We start from the raw sequence: 16553 nt of genomic DNA, 5'->3' as shown, positions 1-16553 counted from the left end.
AGTATCTCTTGAAAAACTAATCAAATAGTGAAAAATTTAGAATCATATTTAAAATTACTGAATTTCAATGCACATAAGCTGTTGCCTATCTCTTTGAATATATGAAGAAATATCTTCTTTTGATAATATTTATTATGTTGATCTTTATATTTATAAAGCCCTATATAATTTCTTAAATATTTATCTGATATTCCTCGATACTTATATAGAAATAAATCTATCGATGAATGTAAATCATTTATCTTTTTAAGGGTGCTGTCACTTACAACTTGACATGTACTTGGAATCTTATCTTTATATATTTTATAGAGCTCTTTGGAATGAATCCTTCCTGTTTCAGATACTTGGATTACTTTATTGTTATGTTGATCTATGGCACATACGATATTTCTTTTTTGACTGCTCATCCCTCTTTTTTGTTTTTCTTTGTTTTCCATATGTTTGCCTGAATGTGTAACGACATTTAGTTTTTCATCCAAATAAACCGTATCACTTAAAACAGGGTTATCATGAGTCAAATCAGCAAGAACACTTAGTATTTTATGTCTCCATACAAGAGAGGTTGGTTCACTTATTCCAGCGATATCGCAGAATGAACAAGAGTATCACCATTAAATAAAGATTGAATATATTCAAACCATTGATAAGGTTGCTTTTTAGTGTATGAAAGCAATGAACCAGTAATAGAAGAAAATGTTTTTGAACATTCTTTACACAAATATCTTTGATTGCCTTTATTATCCTTGCCATATTTAATGATATGTTTACTTTGGCAATGAGGACAAAAAGAACTATCATAGTTGTTTGATAGTTCTTCATGAATATTTGAATCGTAGATGTGATTGATCAAGTGATTATTAAGTTTTTCTCTAATAATTTCAATTTCATCATCACTTGCATTATTAATAATTGAATCAATAATATCATTAAACATTTTATTTTCCATAGCTTTCAACCTCTTGACTATATGATAAAACAAATCAAAATGGTAAGCTTTCTATCACAAAAGTTAGACTGACATTATTAGGTGTTATCACCAACATTTATCTTGGATTAGGTTTTTTCGTAAAAATGTTGATTTTATTTATACATTTAATCTCCCATATAAAATTCTTTATACCATTTAGCAAATTTTCTAAGTCCATCTCTTAATGATGTACTTGGTTTAAATCCAAAGTCTCTTTCCAATGCTGATGTATCAGCATACGTTACTGGTACATCTCCTGGTTGCATTGGTACGAGTTCCTTGTGTGCTTCAAAATCATAATCTTCTGGTAATACTCCTGAACTAATCAATTCCTGTTGTAAGATATCTACAAACTCTAGTAAGTTTTCCGGATGACTATTTCCTATGTTATAAACTGCATATGGTGGTACCGGTAAGCCATCTTCTCCTGTCTTTCTTTCAGGAGCTTTCTTCGTGACTCTTGATACTCCTTCTACAATATCATCGATATATGTAAAATCTCTTTTACAGTTTCCATAGTTAAAGATCTTGATTGTTTCATTGTTTCTTAACTTATTTGTAAATCCAAAATAAGCCATATCTGGTCTTCCTGCTGGACCATAAACTGTAAAGAATCTAAGTCCTGTTGATGGAATATTATAAAGCTTACTGTAAGCATGTGCCATTAATTCATTTGATTTCTTAGTAGCTGCATATAAACTTACTGGATTATCTACTTTATCATCTGTACTATATGGTACTTTCTTATTAGATCCATAAACACTGCTTGACGATGCATAAACAAGGTGTTCCACACCTTTGTTTCCATCATCATAAGAATGCCTACATGCTTCTAAGATGTTATAGAAACCAATTAAATTACTTTCGATATATGCATCAGGATTGCTAATAGAATATCTTACTCCTGCTTGTGCAGCTAAATTAACTACAATATCAGGTTTATATTCTTCAAAAATCTTATCAATCAATTTCTTATCAGAAATATTTCCATAATAAAAAGACCACTTATTTGTAGTCTTTTTTATTTTCTCTTTAATCTTATTTAATCTGTATTCTTTTATTGATACATCATAATAATCATTCATATTATCGATACCGATAATATGAATATTTTCATTTTCTTTTAATAATTTCAATACCAGGTTAGAACCGATAAAACCGGCTGAACCTGTAACAAAAAATGTTTTATTCAACTTTCATACTTCCTTTCTCTACCCTCTTAAAATTTTATGAAAAATATTATTAACATATTTCCTGTAAAAAACAAAATTAATCATAAAAACAATAACCAATGTAATTAATGATACTTTTATCGCAATAACTACCCACTCAAAATAATTTGCTGGATTAAAAATAAATGCCTTAGTTGAAATAAAATACATGATAGCAAAAGTTACAATATCTATACAAAGCTGTTTGATAAATGTTTTAAAAGGCCATTTAATCAAATTCTTTGAATTGTAATACGCCATCCATACCGTTTGATATAACATTGCAATTAATGTCCCAATCGTTACTCCAATTAATCCGAATTGTCTAACTGAAAATATTGATATAACAATATTTGATACAGCAGCTATAATATAATTATTTTGTGTTTGTTTATAATGTCCACTTGCTAAGATCAAAATGTTATATGGCAATCTCAAGCAATGACCTGCATTAGCTAAAACAATCATAAGCCCAAATAATGGTTGATAATAATTCGCATCATTTATACCTTTAGTATATACTTGTACAAATGATACAATTAAAATTGCAGTAACACCAAATATATAAATTGTAGATGTGTGAATAATCCACTCTACCCAACCAAAAAAATTATTCAGATTTTCCAATTCTTTTTTAGCCCACATCTCTCCTATAAGAGATGTAATTCCATTAGTCAATGACATAAATAATTGTTTTACACCTTTTACTACAAAAAAGTAAACTGTATAAATCGACACATCTGACAAAGTCGCAAAAGTCGTTAATACTACAATATCTGTACCATCTATCACAACAGCAGCAATGTGCTGAGCAATTCCATTCCACTTTTGTTTTATCGGTTCTACTGTATATTTGATTTTTTTATTTATCTTATAATGATTTTTTACATATAAATTTATTATAATAGGTTGCATTAAATAAATTACTGATGTAGTCAATTTTACAATATGTATATTAAAACCGAGATATATTAAAATAAAGCAAACGATAGTATTAAGAATAATGGCGACTGTTTGAACAATATATTGAATATATCCTTTTTGATCAGCATTCAGTAATAATCTATTAACTATTCCAAATAAATATTGTACAAAAGTACTAATAGCAAGTACAGCGACTAAAGTTGAAACATATAAAAAATTATATTCGCTATTAATAATAACAGGATATATAAAAACTAACCCAACTGCATATACTAATAATATAAATCCTAGTTTTTTAAAAAATTTCTTACCTGACTTAACAATTTTACTTACTTCATTAGTATCATTTTCAGCCAACGGTTTATAGAGAGATGATTGAATAACTCTCCCCACTCCTAATTCCAAAAATGATATTAGACTCAAAAACTGTGTAATAGAATTAACCAGACCATTAGTATTTGTTCCAAAATTTTCTAATATCAATCTAGGAAGGATAAAACCACATATGATTGTTGTAACTTGATAAATTAAAGAAAAAAAGGTATTATACATTAATTTTCTCTGTCTCATGTTTTACTCCTTCATAAATAAATTAGGTATGACTATTAATATGTAATTTATAATTTTTATATACATTGTTTCCTAAATAGCCTACATTATTAAATTTATATCCCAATTTCCACAATACATACGGAAAAATTAATTGATCTCTTTTTACATCTGTATTTAAAAATTCATTCCACCAAGCATCCAATATTCTTTTCGAATTATCATTATTTAAATCACTTACTATAACGTTACATTCAAACAATCCATAATTTTTAGGAAATTTTTCATAATTTAATTTTTTAATAAACTTAACTATTTCATCTTTATTTCCCTTTTTTATTGCAATACAACTGTTTGCCTCATCATATATACAATTTCTAGAATTATGATGATGAAAAGCTAATCCTGTAGCTGAATTAATTTGATTAATAAAACATGATATGTTAGAAATAATATCAATGTTTCCATCAATATATATAGAATAATCATATCCCTTTTCTTTAAAAAAAGTAGACGGTTTCATTTTTGCAAATCTATTCATATTTATTGGACTAGAAGAATTATAAAATTCTTTTATATCTATCCATTTCCAATTTTTTGTATTTCTTCTTTTTTCAGAAATAATAAAATAATCACATTTTGGGTATTTTATAAAGTTATCGTTTATTTTATCATAATTACCAATAACAGATGTATAAACAGCTATTTTAACATCACCTATCATATCGTTATATTCACAATCATTATTTTCCTTATAGTCTACTTTTACTTTGTTGCTATGAATATTATTCGTAATAATTTTTTTTAATTTTTTTATATCTCTATTTTTCAAAATGTTTATTATTTTAAATAACTTTCTACCTAATATAAACTCTTTTGAATTTTCCAAATCTATTCTTTCTTTGTTCATTAATTCTAATTTTTTTTCTTGATATTTTTCTATCATATTTTCCTCCATTTATGCGTATGAGCTGCGCTCAACACAGATACAAACACGTAATATAAATTTATTCACCATTTTTACTTCATGTAATATACTTAAAAAGAGATGGTATACTACAAAGCACGGTGGGGTGAGTAGGCAATTCTACCTATATATAGAATATCCTGAATTTTTATAAGTCGCCGTCAACTTTTCAAACACAAACAAGTGAGATTTTAAGCCCGGACACTTATGATTGTATAATAGACAATTCGTCTATTTTCGCTTGTTGACAGTCTATGCCATTTCTAATATTAAAAACCACAGTATTTCTTACAAATCTTGGTTATGAAGTAACATTAATTACTTTAGAAAATACTAAACTAAACAACAACTCACATAATTTCGAATTTTTTAAACATTTTCGACTTGTTTTTAAGTCACTTTTTTTTCGTAAAAATGTTGATTTTATTTATACACTTTTATCCTCAATTTCTTTTTAAAATTATTAGTAATAACATAAATATACACAAAAGTCATAATAAAATTATAACTTGCAAAAGGAGTGATACTCATACTGAATAATATTCCTTGAGCAAATAGAATAAAACAAGAAACTTGATAAATATCCCCTTTTTTCATCCTGAATCTAGACATTATTGCCCCAAAAACAAACGATTCGACAATCAATCCAAAGATTCCACAGTCTTTATACATATATCCAAAACACGTAACAAAGTAATTCATTTTAATATTTGGTGAAACATAAAATACTGTATTTTGACAATCCATCAAAAAACTATTTGCTTTTGAAAGTAAAGAGAAATCCTGAATACCAAATATGTTTAAAATACCAAAAATCGGCCTAAATATACCTTGAAATCCATTAACACCATATAAAAACGTACTATTGAAAAGATAATTCATATCTAAAGATTTAGAAAAGAATACTAAAGACCCTGCATAATAAGTATAAAAATTTTCAAGTAAATTTACACCACGTTCAATAGTTAGCAAACTTGTTAATATACCAATAATTAATATACTATACATTATTTTCTTTTTATTTTTTTTTGAAATTTTTTTTCTATAATAAAAAAGCAAAATACATAATGAAATAAATAATTGTATCATAACCGATCTTCCACCATCCGAAAGAAAAGACAACATAGTAATTAATAATACTTTAATAATATTTTTTATATTAATTTTATTTTGAAATAAATCTACCATCAAAATAATACTTACGCATCTAATAAAAGGTTTCGCAAAATAAACCTGTAATGTCAGTAAAAATCCAGATAAATTCAAAGATTCATTCAATATCATTTCTGTTCTAGCTGATGTTATTCCTGATGTTAATATTATTGGTAATAATAACATAATTTTTTTTAACATAATTAAAATAGCAAAAAACAATAAAATGTACATTAAATTCTTTCGATATTTAAAATTTAAAGTTTGTATATGTAATTTATTTCTACAAAATAACTTTATATTACTTGTCAAAGTACCAAAATAAAAAAACAAGTTACCCAGTAAAACTATACTGTACGTTTTGTTAGATATTTCAAATAGTCCAAAGAAATGGAACATAGATAAAAATACAATCATAAACCAAAATGAATGAAAAATGAAAGGCAAAGATAGTATAGTGTTCTCCTTAAAATAGGATAATATTGCAAATAAAAATATTCCAATTAAAGCAATAAAAATCACTATAATTTTCCAAAAGTTGCCAATAGAATGAATTTTAACTTATCATTCTTTGGCAAATCTGCTTTTAATAATGAAAAAATAAAATGTATTTTTTTTTCTTTATAATTTGCAATACTCTTTATTAAACTATCTTTCATATCAAAATGATTTATAATATAAGAACAATTCAAACTAATACACAATTGCTTTTTATTTTTAAAATAGAAAGTATATATTTTTTTCAATTTCTTATAAAAACTATTAGGTGTAACTCCACAAGCATTTCCTCCATGTACTCTATAATTAATGTAACTATTACTATCATAAAAAGAATTACCTATAGAATTGGCAACCAAATTCACCCAAATATCATGTGTCATTCCCTTTGGCATTTTTAATTTTTTAAGTTCACTCATTAATTCACTGTTCCATACCATTGTACACCCATATCCATTATATATATAAAAATAACGTGAAAAATATTTTTTTACATATTCATTGTTATATAAATAATATCTACTATTGTTAACCATATCAAAAACATTAAGATTACTATAATACAACATTGGTTTTTTACTATTATTTATAGATTTAATGGCTGTAATTAGTTTATTTTTTTCCCAAATATCATCTTGATCACTAAAAGCATAATAATCCGCACCAATATTCATTTTTAATAATGAATAAAAACTCTCAGCAAAGCCAACATTTTCACCCTTGAAAACAGTTATATTATTATTTTTTGCTGCAAATTCATATAAAATTTCTAATGTATTATCCGTTGATCCATCATCTCGAACATATAAATTAACTGTAACATCTTGTTGATTCAATATACTCTTCAATTGCTCTGCTAAATATTTTTCACCATTATAAGTTGACAATAATACAGCAACTTTATTTTTCATTCAAAACACCATCCCATTTATTACTTTCAAAATTATATTTTTTTATTACCTTTGCCGGGTTACCTACAGCAATACAATAACTTGGTATAGATTTTGTAACAACACTTCCAGCACCAATGACTACTTTATCCCCTATTTCAACTCCAGGTAAAACAATTACTTTTTCACCTAGCCAACAACCTTTTCCTATTTTTACATCACTACAAATAATATCTTGATCTTTATAAGATAAATTGTGAACAGGGTTTATACTGTGATTTTCTGAAATAATGGCTACATCACTTGCAATTATAGTATCACTACCAATTGTTATTTTTCCTCCAATTATAAATGAATCTCTATTACAAATATATACATTATCACCCAAATAAAGTGACTTATCTAAATCATGATTAAAAAAATTTATTCTGACATCTGTCCCAATAGAAATATTTTTTCCCAATTGTATTCTTTTATAGTGTTTTATATTTGCTCTTCTTTTAATAAATAGAAATTTATTTATAGGAGTTCTAAAGGCAATTAAAGGATGAAAAATAAACATATAAATAGTTTTAATAATTTTTTTCATTTAAAATCTCCATTATTTTTTTATTACTTCCCCATACTGCTTTTGAATCATAAGGCCTATCAGGAAATGCACCATATTCTAATTTAATTTTATATCCTTCATCTTTTATAAATTTCTCAACTCTATTTGATAATTTTTCTGGATATCCTGAGCACGAATTAATTATTCCATTTATCTTTTTTTGTTCAACAATAGAAGCAACTTGAAAAGAGAAATCATTATAATCTATAAAATCCCATTGATTTGTACCTGTTGTAAATGGAAATGTAGTTTTTCCTTCTTGTACAGCTTTAGTGATTTTTGAAAAAATAGACGATCCATAATGTGAATTACCAACAATATAATACCCTCTAATCCATTGACATATAGCTTTATGTTCCTCGCACAATAAAAAAGTCGCCTTTCGTAAAGCATCTTTAGAAATTCCATATAAACTTTGCGGATTTGTTGGAGTATTTTCATTAATGCATCCTTCATAAAATCCAATTTCATGCATGGTACCTAAAACTGCAATATGTTTTAATCCTCCATCCAATAAATGTTTTATAAACAAATAATGAGATGGTAAATCTTCCATGTGACTGATTGCATTATGTACAAATCCATTTCTCCACGCTAAATGAAGAACAACATCAGGTTCTCCAAAATATTCATATGGATTAGTTAATGAAAAAATATCTGCTTGCACCTTTTTAGCACGATTATCTACATTATCTAAACTTAAATCACATGCAATTACTTCATTATTATCTTCAATTAATTGTTTTACTATTCCTTGGCCTAGATACCCATTCGCTCCTGTTACTAGTATTTTCATTTTTTTTCACCGCCTAAAATTCTATCAGATACAAAATCAACTCCCATCATTCTTCCTATTACTTTTAATGGTTTCTTCGACCATTCAGGAGAATGAAAATTTACAAAACATTTCAAGTTATATTTAAAATTATCCTTTTTATTTAAAACATTTCTATTTTTTAAATCAAATGTATAATTTTGCTTTTTGAATATTTTAATACACTTAGGTAAATATTGGCTTTGGATAATACCATGTGTAATTTCTAAAATATTACTATCATCTTGAATAGAATCAATTTTCCCGTTATTATGTAATCCTTTCCCTAATAACTTAAATTCGAAAATCCATGGATTGTAGTTTCCTTCACCTATCAATTCTAATAAATATTTTTTATTCCAAATTGCAGGTTCTAAACATAATCCATACTTATCACTTGAAGGAATGATTTTTATATGTTTTTCTTTTTTAAAATGCTTACCCTTCATCTTTTTTTGATCAAGTATTCTACAAAAAGTTAAATTATTATCTTCCATTAAATTAACAATATGTTCCAGTTTTTTTCCATCAACATTTCTTGTTGTAAAGAAATCCTCTAATAATAAAACAACATAATCTTCATTAATTTGTTCTAATGCAGTTCTAGCCTTATTACTCCATTCTGAATTTTCACCAGCACTTATTACTTCAACACCATCATAATTTGGATGTAACACACTCGTAGCCAGATAAGTTTTTGGTCTTATAGTACTAGGCCAATATTTATTCAATAACTCAAAATAACTATCCCATACATCAACATAGCCATCATATCCAATTATTAATAACGCAACATTCATTTTTTTCTCTCCTCTTCTATAAAATTAATTAATCCTTTTATTTCTTCGGCAGAATTTTCCAAATATTTATTTTCATTAACCAAATATGCCCATTTTGTTGTCAATTTGTATTGAATTGGATTTTCAACTATATAATTATTAAATTCTGTACCATTTATTTTTTTATATAATAGATCACTTTGTATTGGTTCAGTTACACAATTTAAAACTTTAATTGAGTTAGATATAACCAATTCAACTATCTTATCTAATTTTCGTAAATCAAAATACTGATATATTGATCTTGAATCTGTAAATCTTAAAGAATTATATTTTGAATTAAGAAAATATGAACTTAGTTTTGAATCCTTATTTATATTATAAAAAATTTCCCCATTTTTTTTATAATATAAAAAAATAGTTGGAAATTCTTTTTCAACATTTATGTAATCTTCAATCTCCAAAAATTTTGGAACGGGAGAGATTAAATCATATATATAATTTTTTTTCAAATTATTACCATAAATAGCTGGGAGTCTAACTATATGATAATCTTTAACATTTTGCTCTACCCATTTTTCTAATAGAAATCTATTTTTTCCATAAGTATGTAGATTATTAACATTACTTATGTAATCTTCATTTTTTCCATCCAAATCATCATAAACATCGACAGAAGAAATTAATATCAATTTCTTAGGATTAATTTTAGTAATATTTAATTTAGCATCTTCAATATTCTTTTCATCCTCTTTTGGAAACTTATTTGCTAAAATCTTTGTTCCCCTTACACCTGCATAAACTAATAAATCTGGATGTAAATTATAGGCATTTTCAATATTTTTACTATTAAAAGTATAATCAAATTGCATTATTTTTTTTAGGTTACTACCTACAAATCCTGTATCACCAACTAATATTTTCATAATATCTCCTAATCTAAATAATATCTTTTTATGCTATTCAACGCATACCACATAAAATAATAGCATCGCTTAAAAAAAGGTATACATAAATAATTTTTATATATATTCCATAAACCAAGCGCAGCTTTTTTTTTGTTTCTAGAAGCAGAATTGCTAAGAATTCTATAATGTGCAATTATATTATCGTATCCATGTGCGATTACACCTTGTTTTAAAATTTTTGCCCACAACAAAAAATCCCATGCCATGTTTACACAAGGTATTGGTTTAATATTGATTTGATTTCTATCTATCATCACAGTTAAAAGCCCAATATTACTGTTTTTCAACATAGTTTTATATGACATAATTTTTGGTATTTTTATAATTTTATGTAACGATTTAGAATTGCTATCAATCCAATCATAACTTGCATATGTAAATGCATAATTATTTTCTTGCATAAAATTAATTTGTTCCTCTAATTTTGTCTCAATCCATAAATCATCAGAGTCCAAAAAAGATAAATATCTTCCTTTCATACAATTAAATGCCACATTCCATGCATTTGCCGCACCACCATTTTTTTCCAGATTTATTACTTTTATACGATTATCCAACGCCGCATATTCATTTGCAATTTTTAAAGTATTATCTTTTGAACAATCATTTACAATAATCATTTCCCAGTTTTTATATGTTTGCGCCAATACACTTTCAATCGTCTCACCTATATGTTCTTCGGCATTATATGCAGGTGTTATTATGCTTACTAAATCATCTACCATCACTTTACCACCTTCTCAATATTTTTTATAAGATGTACCTTATTTTTAAAAGTCATATTCAATAATGTATGAATGTATTGTACTAAAAGCAAAGTTAAAATCACACAAATAAAACAGATAAAAAAACACGCAAATAAGGTGGTATTTTTTAAAAACAATGTCATTACTGTTGCAAGAAAGAAAATAAAACTCATAACAATTAAAAAGTATTGAATGGAATATGTATGAATTAATAATGACTCTAATCCCTTTGATATTCTTTCTCTTTTTTCTTCCTTATCATATTTGATATATTTTTTTGATGCATTATAGAAAATCGTACTATTATCCAAGCCACACGTATTAAGAACTGATGTGTTATTTGAAAAGTATTTTGACATCTTACCTACTCTATTGATAGCTCGTCTTGAAAATATTTTAAATCTTTCAGGATATATTTTTTGATCTTTTTTTACTCCAAAATTATAAATATTATAATAAATTTTTTGGATAATTGTTGCTTTTTTATTTGGAGAAACAAATACAACATCATTTCCTTCTAATGATTTTTTATAAGCTTCAATAATCAAATTTGTTTCGTAATCTAAAATAATACTTTCAAATTCATAAACAAAGTCCCCTATAGCTAAATCAAGACCAGAAGCCATAGCCTCTTCAATTGATTTACAATATGATAGTGAGATTATATTTAATGAAACATCAGAGAATTTTTCATTATGTACTTTTTTTAATATATCTATTGTTTTATCAGTTGAATCATTATTTACACAAATAAATTCATAATGTTCAAAATTTTCACCTATAACTTTCATTACGCTACTAATAAATTTTTCTATATACAATTCAAAATTACGTACATAAAACACAACAGATACAAAACTTTTTTCTTTATTTATCATAATATTTCCTCCAAATCATATATTGTATTTATTTTTCCCGATAATACTGTATAAAAATACGGTTTTTCACTATATTGTTTAATTACAGTAGGTCTTGAATCATCAATTTCTGACGCCATTAATATTGGTTTCATAGAATATAACGATTCCACATATTCAAATTCAAAGTTATCTTTCATATATTTTTTTGCTAAATTAGACATATATTCCCATGCAGTTTTAGGCTTGTTTTTGCAAAAATTGCAATTACCTAACGAGTATTTTGAGCAATAACTTTCATTACCTTTTTGACAATCAAAAGTTGGTAAATCATCATATGAAACTTGATGTGGAGTAAATGTCACAGATGTTAAAGAATGTAATCCTGTTTTCCCAAATGGCATTATAGAAAAAAATGGACCATCCATCACTGTAAATCCGACATTCGCTAATTGCTTATTCGTTTTACATAATATTATTTCACAAAGTTCATACTTAATTTTTAATTTTTCATAATTCAACATATCTAAAATTTGATTAATAGATGCATACGTTGTATTTAACAAATATGGTGTATTAAACATCCCTTTATCAGTTTTCAAAATAAAAAACTCTTCATCTTTACGAATAGTTTCTATATTTGTATCATATAATATTGTTATATTTTTTAAATCACAAATTTTTTTTAAAAAAATATCTCTTAATATTTTTGCATCATATGTATATTCTCTCGTCAAAAATGCACCATCACATAACTCTTCGTTAAAGTAATTGTTCGCAGGTAACTCTTCACATTTTATCATTGTATCTTTACAAAATTTTTTAAACTGTTCTCTATTTGTCCATGAAAATGCTGAAGAAGTTGCATAGATTTGTTTAAAATCATCATGAATGCACTCTGGAAAGTCACTTACAAATCTATCAAAATAATTTGCTGATTTTTTTGCGGTAGAATACGATCTTGGATAATGATACCCCATATGTACTCTGGCTTGATTTATGTATGTAGCTCTTCCAAAAGCTTCAGAGTCTTTTTCAACTACTAACACTTTTTCATTTTTTTTCCCAGAATAAATAGCAGAATATAACCCATATATTCCCGCACCAATAATAATTTTATCAAACAGTTCCAATTTATTGTCCTTATATCCTTTAACAGTCCCTTTCTAAGTGGGATCATATAAAAATACTTTACCTTTCTATCAATCTTTTTCATCCGTGATTGATTACGTTTTTTTAATTTTAGTATATTACTTAGCCCCTTCCCCTGTTAATACAGTTTTAATTGTTAAATAAAAGATTTTAAAATACATTTTAAATCCTCTTTGTTCTATGTACTCATTATCTAAAATCCACTTTTCTTTAGGTGTTACGTTATATCCACCGTTAATTTGAGCCCATCCTGATAATCCAGGTGCAACCATTAATCTTGTCACAAAACCTGAATTTTCAGCATTGAATTCAACTGTTAATTTAGGCACTTCGGGTCTTGGCCCAATAAGTGACATTCTACCAAATAAAACATCTATTAATTGTGGTAATTCATCAATTCTATGTTTTCTAATAAATTTACCAACTTTAGTAATTCTTGGATCATCATCTTCTGCCCATTTTTGTCCATTAGCTTCTGCATCAATTCTCATTGATCTAAGTTTATGTATTTTCATTAGTTTACCATTTTTCCCAACCCTTACTTGTGAAAAAATAGGATATCCTTTTGAATCAATTCTAATAATAATTGAAAAAATTAAAATAAGAATTAATACAGGAATTAATGCAACTAAAGAAAAGATAATATCTACTAATCTTCTAAAAAATTCATATGCGTATTTTGGTTTATAGTTTACTGTATTTTTATATTTTTCTATTTCATCTCTAAAATAACTTTCATAGTTATCTTGTTGAATTATCGGCTGTTCAATGCTAACACCATTTGAATCTAATTCCATATTTATACCCCTCCCTAAATAAAACATAAAACTACGTTTTACTAATAATCTCTAGGCCTACTTGTACTCTTGTAATCTTTCCAAGTAGTTCTACATCAACATAAGCGATTCGCTTATGTCGATCTATCTTTGTGATATATCCTTCCAGATTCATTAAAGGACCATCTGTAATAATAATCTTATCATTTTCGATAACACCTCGAGACATATCAACCACATGATTTCTATTAGAAAACTTTGTTAAAAACATGGCTTCTTGAGGATATATAGGATAGATGTCTTCTCCATCATTTCCTAAAAGCTTTGTAAGATCTGGTATCTTTTTCAGTTCTGTATAAAGTTGCTCAACTTTATCAGTAATCATAAAGATATATCCCTTAAAAAGAATATCATCGACAATATGCCATGTACCATGATATTTCTTTTTCTTTTTCGTGATTGGAATAAAACAATCAAGTAAAATATCATGATCAATATAGAACTGACATTTCTTAACGATTTCTTCTTCTTTTCCTGTTCTTACTTGAACAACATACCAATTATCAAACATACAATAACCTCCATTTGAGCATGCTTCGCCCATCCAATAATTCTATTGGACTCTTTTCTAATATATAAGATAAGAGAAAACAACGCGGCACAGCGACGATTCTTTTCTATTTATCTTTTGTCATCATGATTACTTTCAAATTTTTTAAACCACTCATTAATTGAGAGGATACACATATCCCATCTTACTTACAAAAAATAAGTATAATTCATTAAGCCTTCTTTTACATGTATTACATAATATAAAAAGCTTTGATAAAATCATACTTATTTGTTTCGATATAAATATTCTTTTTAATTCTAAAAAATACTTTTTTATGTACATATTTGTACCCCCCCTCAATTTTTTAAAGTTAATACGACGTATTTTTCGAGTTCATCTATAATCAATCTTATTATACCGTGATTTCTTAAATTATCAATAAATATGTTATTTTTTGTCAATTTATTTTGATAATTTCTCATTTTAATTACTGAGCGGTCGATTTTTACAACTAAACGGTCAAATTTATGACTTTCCTTTCCTTATATAATAAGACTTTTATAAAAAAATCTAATTCTGTTGATTTTTAAAGGCTTTTGTTAGATAATGAGCATCGACGTAGTATCTATAATTGTTTATAAAAATATGTATTAAAGGAGATTAAGTAATGGATAATCAAGAAATCCAAAATGAAGAGATTGAAATTAATTTAGCTGAATTGTTTCAAGTATTAAAAGAACATTTACATATCATTATTATTTCAACACTAATTTGTGCGATTTTAGTGGGAGCTTTTACTATTTTCTTTGTTAAAAAACAATATGCTTCTACAGCTAGAATCTTCCCAAAACCAGAAGTTAACGAAGGAATCGTTGACTATTCACAAATTAACTCAAATAATTCGATGACTAAAAACTATGTAGCTTTACTTGGAGGAAACAATATTCAAAGTAAAGTTGCTAAAGAATTAAACGTTGATACAAATGTTGTTTCTTCTGCTTTATCTATTTCAAATGAAACAGATACCCAAATTATTTCTATTTCAGCAACAACAACTGATCCACAACTCAGTAAAAAAATTGTTGATACAACGGTTGATGTCTTCACAAATGAAGTGAAAGAAACTTTAAATATCAACAATATTACAACAGTTGATGATGCAAAACTTCAAACATTACCTGTTTCACCAAGTGTTCCTAAAAATATAGTTATTGGTGGTTTAGTAGGTGCTATTTTAAGTATTGGTATTATCTTTATTAGATTTATGTTAGATAATCGTTTACATACTCAAGAAGACGTTGAAAAATATTTAGAAATTCCAAATCTTGGCGTTATTCCTTATTTTGAGGATTAGTTATGGCTTTTATTGATATACATGGTCATTATGCATGGGATATAGATGATGGAATGCCGTCACTTGAAGATGCTAAAAAGGCTTTAGAAAAAGCTAAAAATAATCGTATTTCTACGATTGTCGCAACACCTCATGTTGTTTCTGGAAAACATACTTTAAAAGATTTAGAAATTATTAAAGATAGAATTCATGATTTAAAAGAGCTTGCTAAAGTTTACAATATTGAAGTTTTAGAAGGGTGTGAACTCTTTTTAAATCATGATTATCTAGAAGCACTTGAACAAAACATCTTTATACCTATTGAAAATACCCATTATTTACTTGTAGAATTTGATGTTAGAAAAGAATTAGGAAATGAAAATGAAGTAGAAGATCGTCTTTATGAAATTCAATATAAAGGATATACTCCCGTTATTGCTCATGTTGAAAGATACTTTAAAGGTTCTTTAGATATCGAAAGAATTCAAGATTTTATAGATAATGGTTATCTTATTCAAGTTAATGCAACAAGCTTTTTGGGATATCATGGTAAACATGCTCAAAAGTTTGCTTATCAATTATTAAATCAAGGATTACTTCATGTAATTGCAACGGATACTCATCGTTGTGACGGACATCGTTCTCCTTGTTTACAAGAAGTCTTTGATTTACTTGTAAAGAAATATAGTTATGAAGATATTCATACATTAATGTATGAAAATCCTCTACATATCATCAACAATGAAGAAGTTGATCCTATTGAAGGAAAAACATCCTTCTTTAAAAAAATATTTAAAAGGAGATAAT

Annotated in this window: 18 protein-coding genes; 2 read left to right on the top strand and 16 right to left on the bottom strand. The window is 26.4% G+C overall.

Annotation, left to right across the window (positions count from 1 at the left end; genetic code table 11):
• Positions 1–20: 20 nt before the first annotated feature.
• The 16 genes from C7U54_RS08835 to loaP all read right to left on the bottom strand — a co-directional run bounded on the left by C7U54_RS08835 (position 21) and on the right by loaP (position 14431).
• Positions 21–437, bottom strand: coding sequence for a hypothetical protein (locus tag C7U54_RS08835; protein ID WP_162297508.1), 417 nt, complete (start codon positions 435–437; stop codon positions 21–23).
• A gap of 134 nt (positions 438–571) precedes the next feature.
• Positions 572–946: an IS1/IS1595 family N-terminal zinc-binding domain-containing protein gene (locus tag C7U54_RS08830; RefSeq protein ID WP_107030044.1), complete on the bottom strand. Its 375-nt coding sequence runs from the start codon at positions 944–946 to the stop codon at positions 572–574.
• 146 nt (positions 947–1092) lie between these two features.
• Entirely contained in the window at positions 1093–2160 is a 1068-nt protein-coding gene (locus tag C7U54_RS08825; RefSeq protein ID WP_107030043.1) for an NAD-dependent epimerase/dehydratase family protein, read from the bottom strand.
• Between the two features lie 18 nt (positions 2161–2178).
• Positions 2179–3672, bottom strand: coding sequence for a lipopolysaccharide biosynthesis protein (locus C7U54_RS08820; RefSeq protein ID WP_107030042.1), 1494 nt, complete (start codon positions 3670–3672; stop codon positions 2179–2181).
• A gap of 22 nt (positions 3673–3694) precedes the next feature.
• Positions 3695–4597, bottom strand: coding sequence for a glycosyltransferase domain-containing protein (locus C7U54_RS08815; protein ID WP_162297507.1), 903 nt, complete (start codon positions 4595–4597; stop codon positions 3695–3697).
• Between the two features lie 444 nt (positions 4598–5041).
• Complete coding sequence (locus C7U54_RS08810) at positions 5042–6292, bottom strand: O-antigen polymerase (RefSeq protein WP_162297506.1); 1251 nt, start codon at positions 6290–6292, stop codon at positions 5042–5044.
• Positions 6292–7179 (bottom strand): glycosyltransferase, encoded by an 888-nt coding sequence (locus C7U54_RS08805; RefSeq protein WP_107030039.1) that lies wholly within the window; start codon positions 7177–7179, stop codon positions 6292–6294. Before C7U54_RS08805 ends, C7U54_RS08810 begins: the two co-directional genes overlap by 1 nt.
• The gene (locus C7U54_RS08800) at positions 7169–7747 is read right to left on the bottom strand and encodes an acyltransferase (protein WP_107030038.1); all 579 of its coding nucleotides are present in this window, start codon (positions 7745–7747) and stop codon (positions 7169–7171) included. The genes C7U54_RS08805 and C7U54_RS08800 overlap by 11 nt, the downstream gene beginning before the upstream one ends.
• A complete protein-coding gene (locus C7U54_RS08795) occupies positions 7731–8564 on the bottom strand; it encodes an NAD-dependent epimerase/dehydratase family protein (RefSeq protein ID WP_107030037.1) in 834 nt (277 codons plus the stop codon). Before C7U54_RS08795 ends, C7U54_RS08800 begins: the two co-directional genes overlap by 17 nt.
• Positions 8561–9382, bottom strand: coding sequence for a hypothetical protein (locus tag C7U54_RS08790; protein WP_107030036.1), 822 nt, complete (start codon positions 9380–9382; stop codon positions 8561–8563). Before C7U54_RS08790 ends, C7U54_RS08795 begins: the two co-directional genes overlap by 4 nt.
• Positions 9379–10287, bottom strand: a complete 909-nt coding sequence (locus C7U54_RS08785) for a Rossmann-fold NAD(P)-binding domain-containing protein (RefSeq protein ID WP_107030035.1) — start codon at positions 10285–10287, stop codon at positions 9379–9381. Before C7U54_RS08785 ends, C7U54_RS08790 begins: the two co-directional genes overlap by 4 nt.
• Before the next feature lie 8 nt (positions 10288–10295).
• Positions 10296–11054 carry a glycosyltransferase family 2 protein gene (locus C7U54_RS08780; RefSeq protein ID WP_107030034.1) on the bottom strand — a complete coding sequence of 253 codons (759 nt, stop codon included), beginning with the start codon at positions 11052–11054 and terminating at the stop codon, positions 10296–10298.
• Positions 11054–11953 carry a glycosyltransferase gene (locus C7U54_RS08775; RefSeq protein ID WP_107030033.1) on the bottom strand — a complete coding sequence of 300 codons (900 nt, stop codon included), beginning with the start codon at positions 11951–11953 and terminating at the stop codon, positions 11054–11056. The genes C7U54_RS08780 and C7U54_RS08775 overlap by 1 nt, the downstream gene beginning before the upstream one ends.
• A complete protein-coding gene (locus C7U54_RS08770; protein WP_107030032.1) occupies positions 11950–13065 on the bottom strand; it encodes an NAD(P)/FAD-dependent oxidoreductase in 1116 nt (371 codons plus the stop codon). The genes C7U54_RS08775 and C7U54_RS08770 overlap by 4 nt, the downstream gene beginning before the upstream one ends.
• A 117-nt stretch (positions 13066–13182) precedes the next feature.
• The gene (locus tag C7U54_RS08765) at positions 13183–13881 is read right to left on the bottom strand and encodes a sugar transferase (protein ID WP_107030031.1); all 699 of its coding nucleotides are present in this window, start codon (positions 13879–13881) and stop codon (positions 13183–13185) included.
• A gap of 31 nt (positions 13882–13912) precedes the next feature.
• Positions 13913–14431, bottom strand: a complete 519-nt coding sequence (gene loaP / locus C7U54_RS08760; RefSeq protein WP_107030030.1) for an antiterminator LoaP — start codon at positions 14429–14431, stop codon at positions 13913–13915.
• 649 nt (positions 14432–15080) lie between these two features.
• On the opposite strand from loaP, the gene C7U54_RS08755 reads away from it, so the two are divergent.
• Positions 15081–15767 carry a YveK family protein gene (locus C7U54_RS08755; protein WP_107030029.1) on the top strand — a complete coding sequence of 229 codons (687 nt, stop codon included), beginning with the start codon at positions 15081–15083 and terminating at the stop codon, positions 15765–15767.
• Between the two features lie 2 nt (positions 15768–15769).
• Complete coding sequence (locus tag C7U54_RS08750) at positions 15770–16552, top strand: tyrosine-protein phosphatase (RefSeq protein ID WP_107030028.1); 783 nt, start codon at positions 15770–15772, stop codon at positions 16550–16552.
• Position 16553 lies beyond the last annotated feature (1 nt).

This window comes from Faecalibacillus intestinalis (genome assembly GCF_003024685.1).
Taxonomy (GTDB): domain Bacteria; phylum Bacillota_I; class Bacilli_A; order Erysipelotrichales; family Coprobacillaceae; genus Faecalibacillus; species Faecalibacillus intestinalis.
This window is presented reverse-complemented; position numbering and strand designations above follow the sequence as displayed.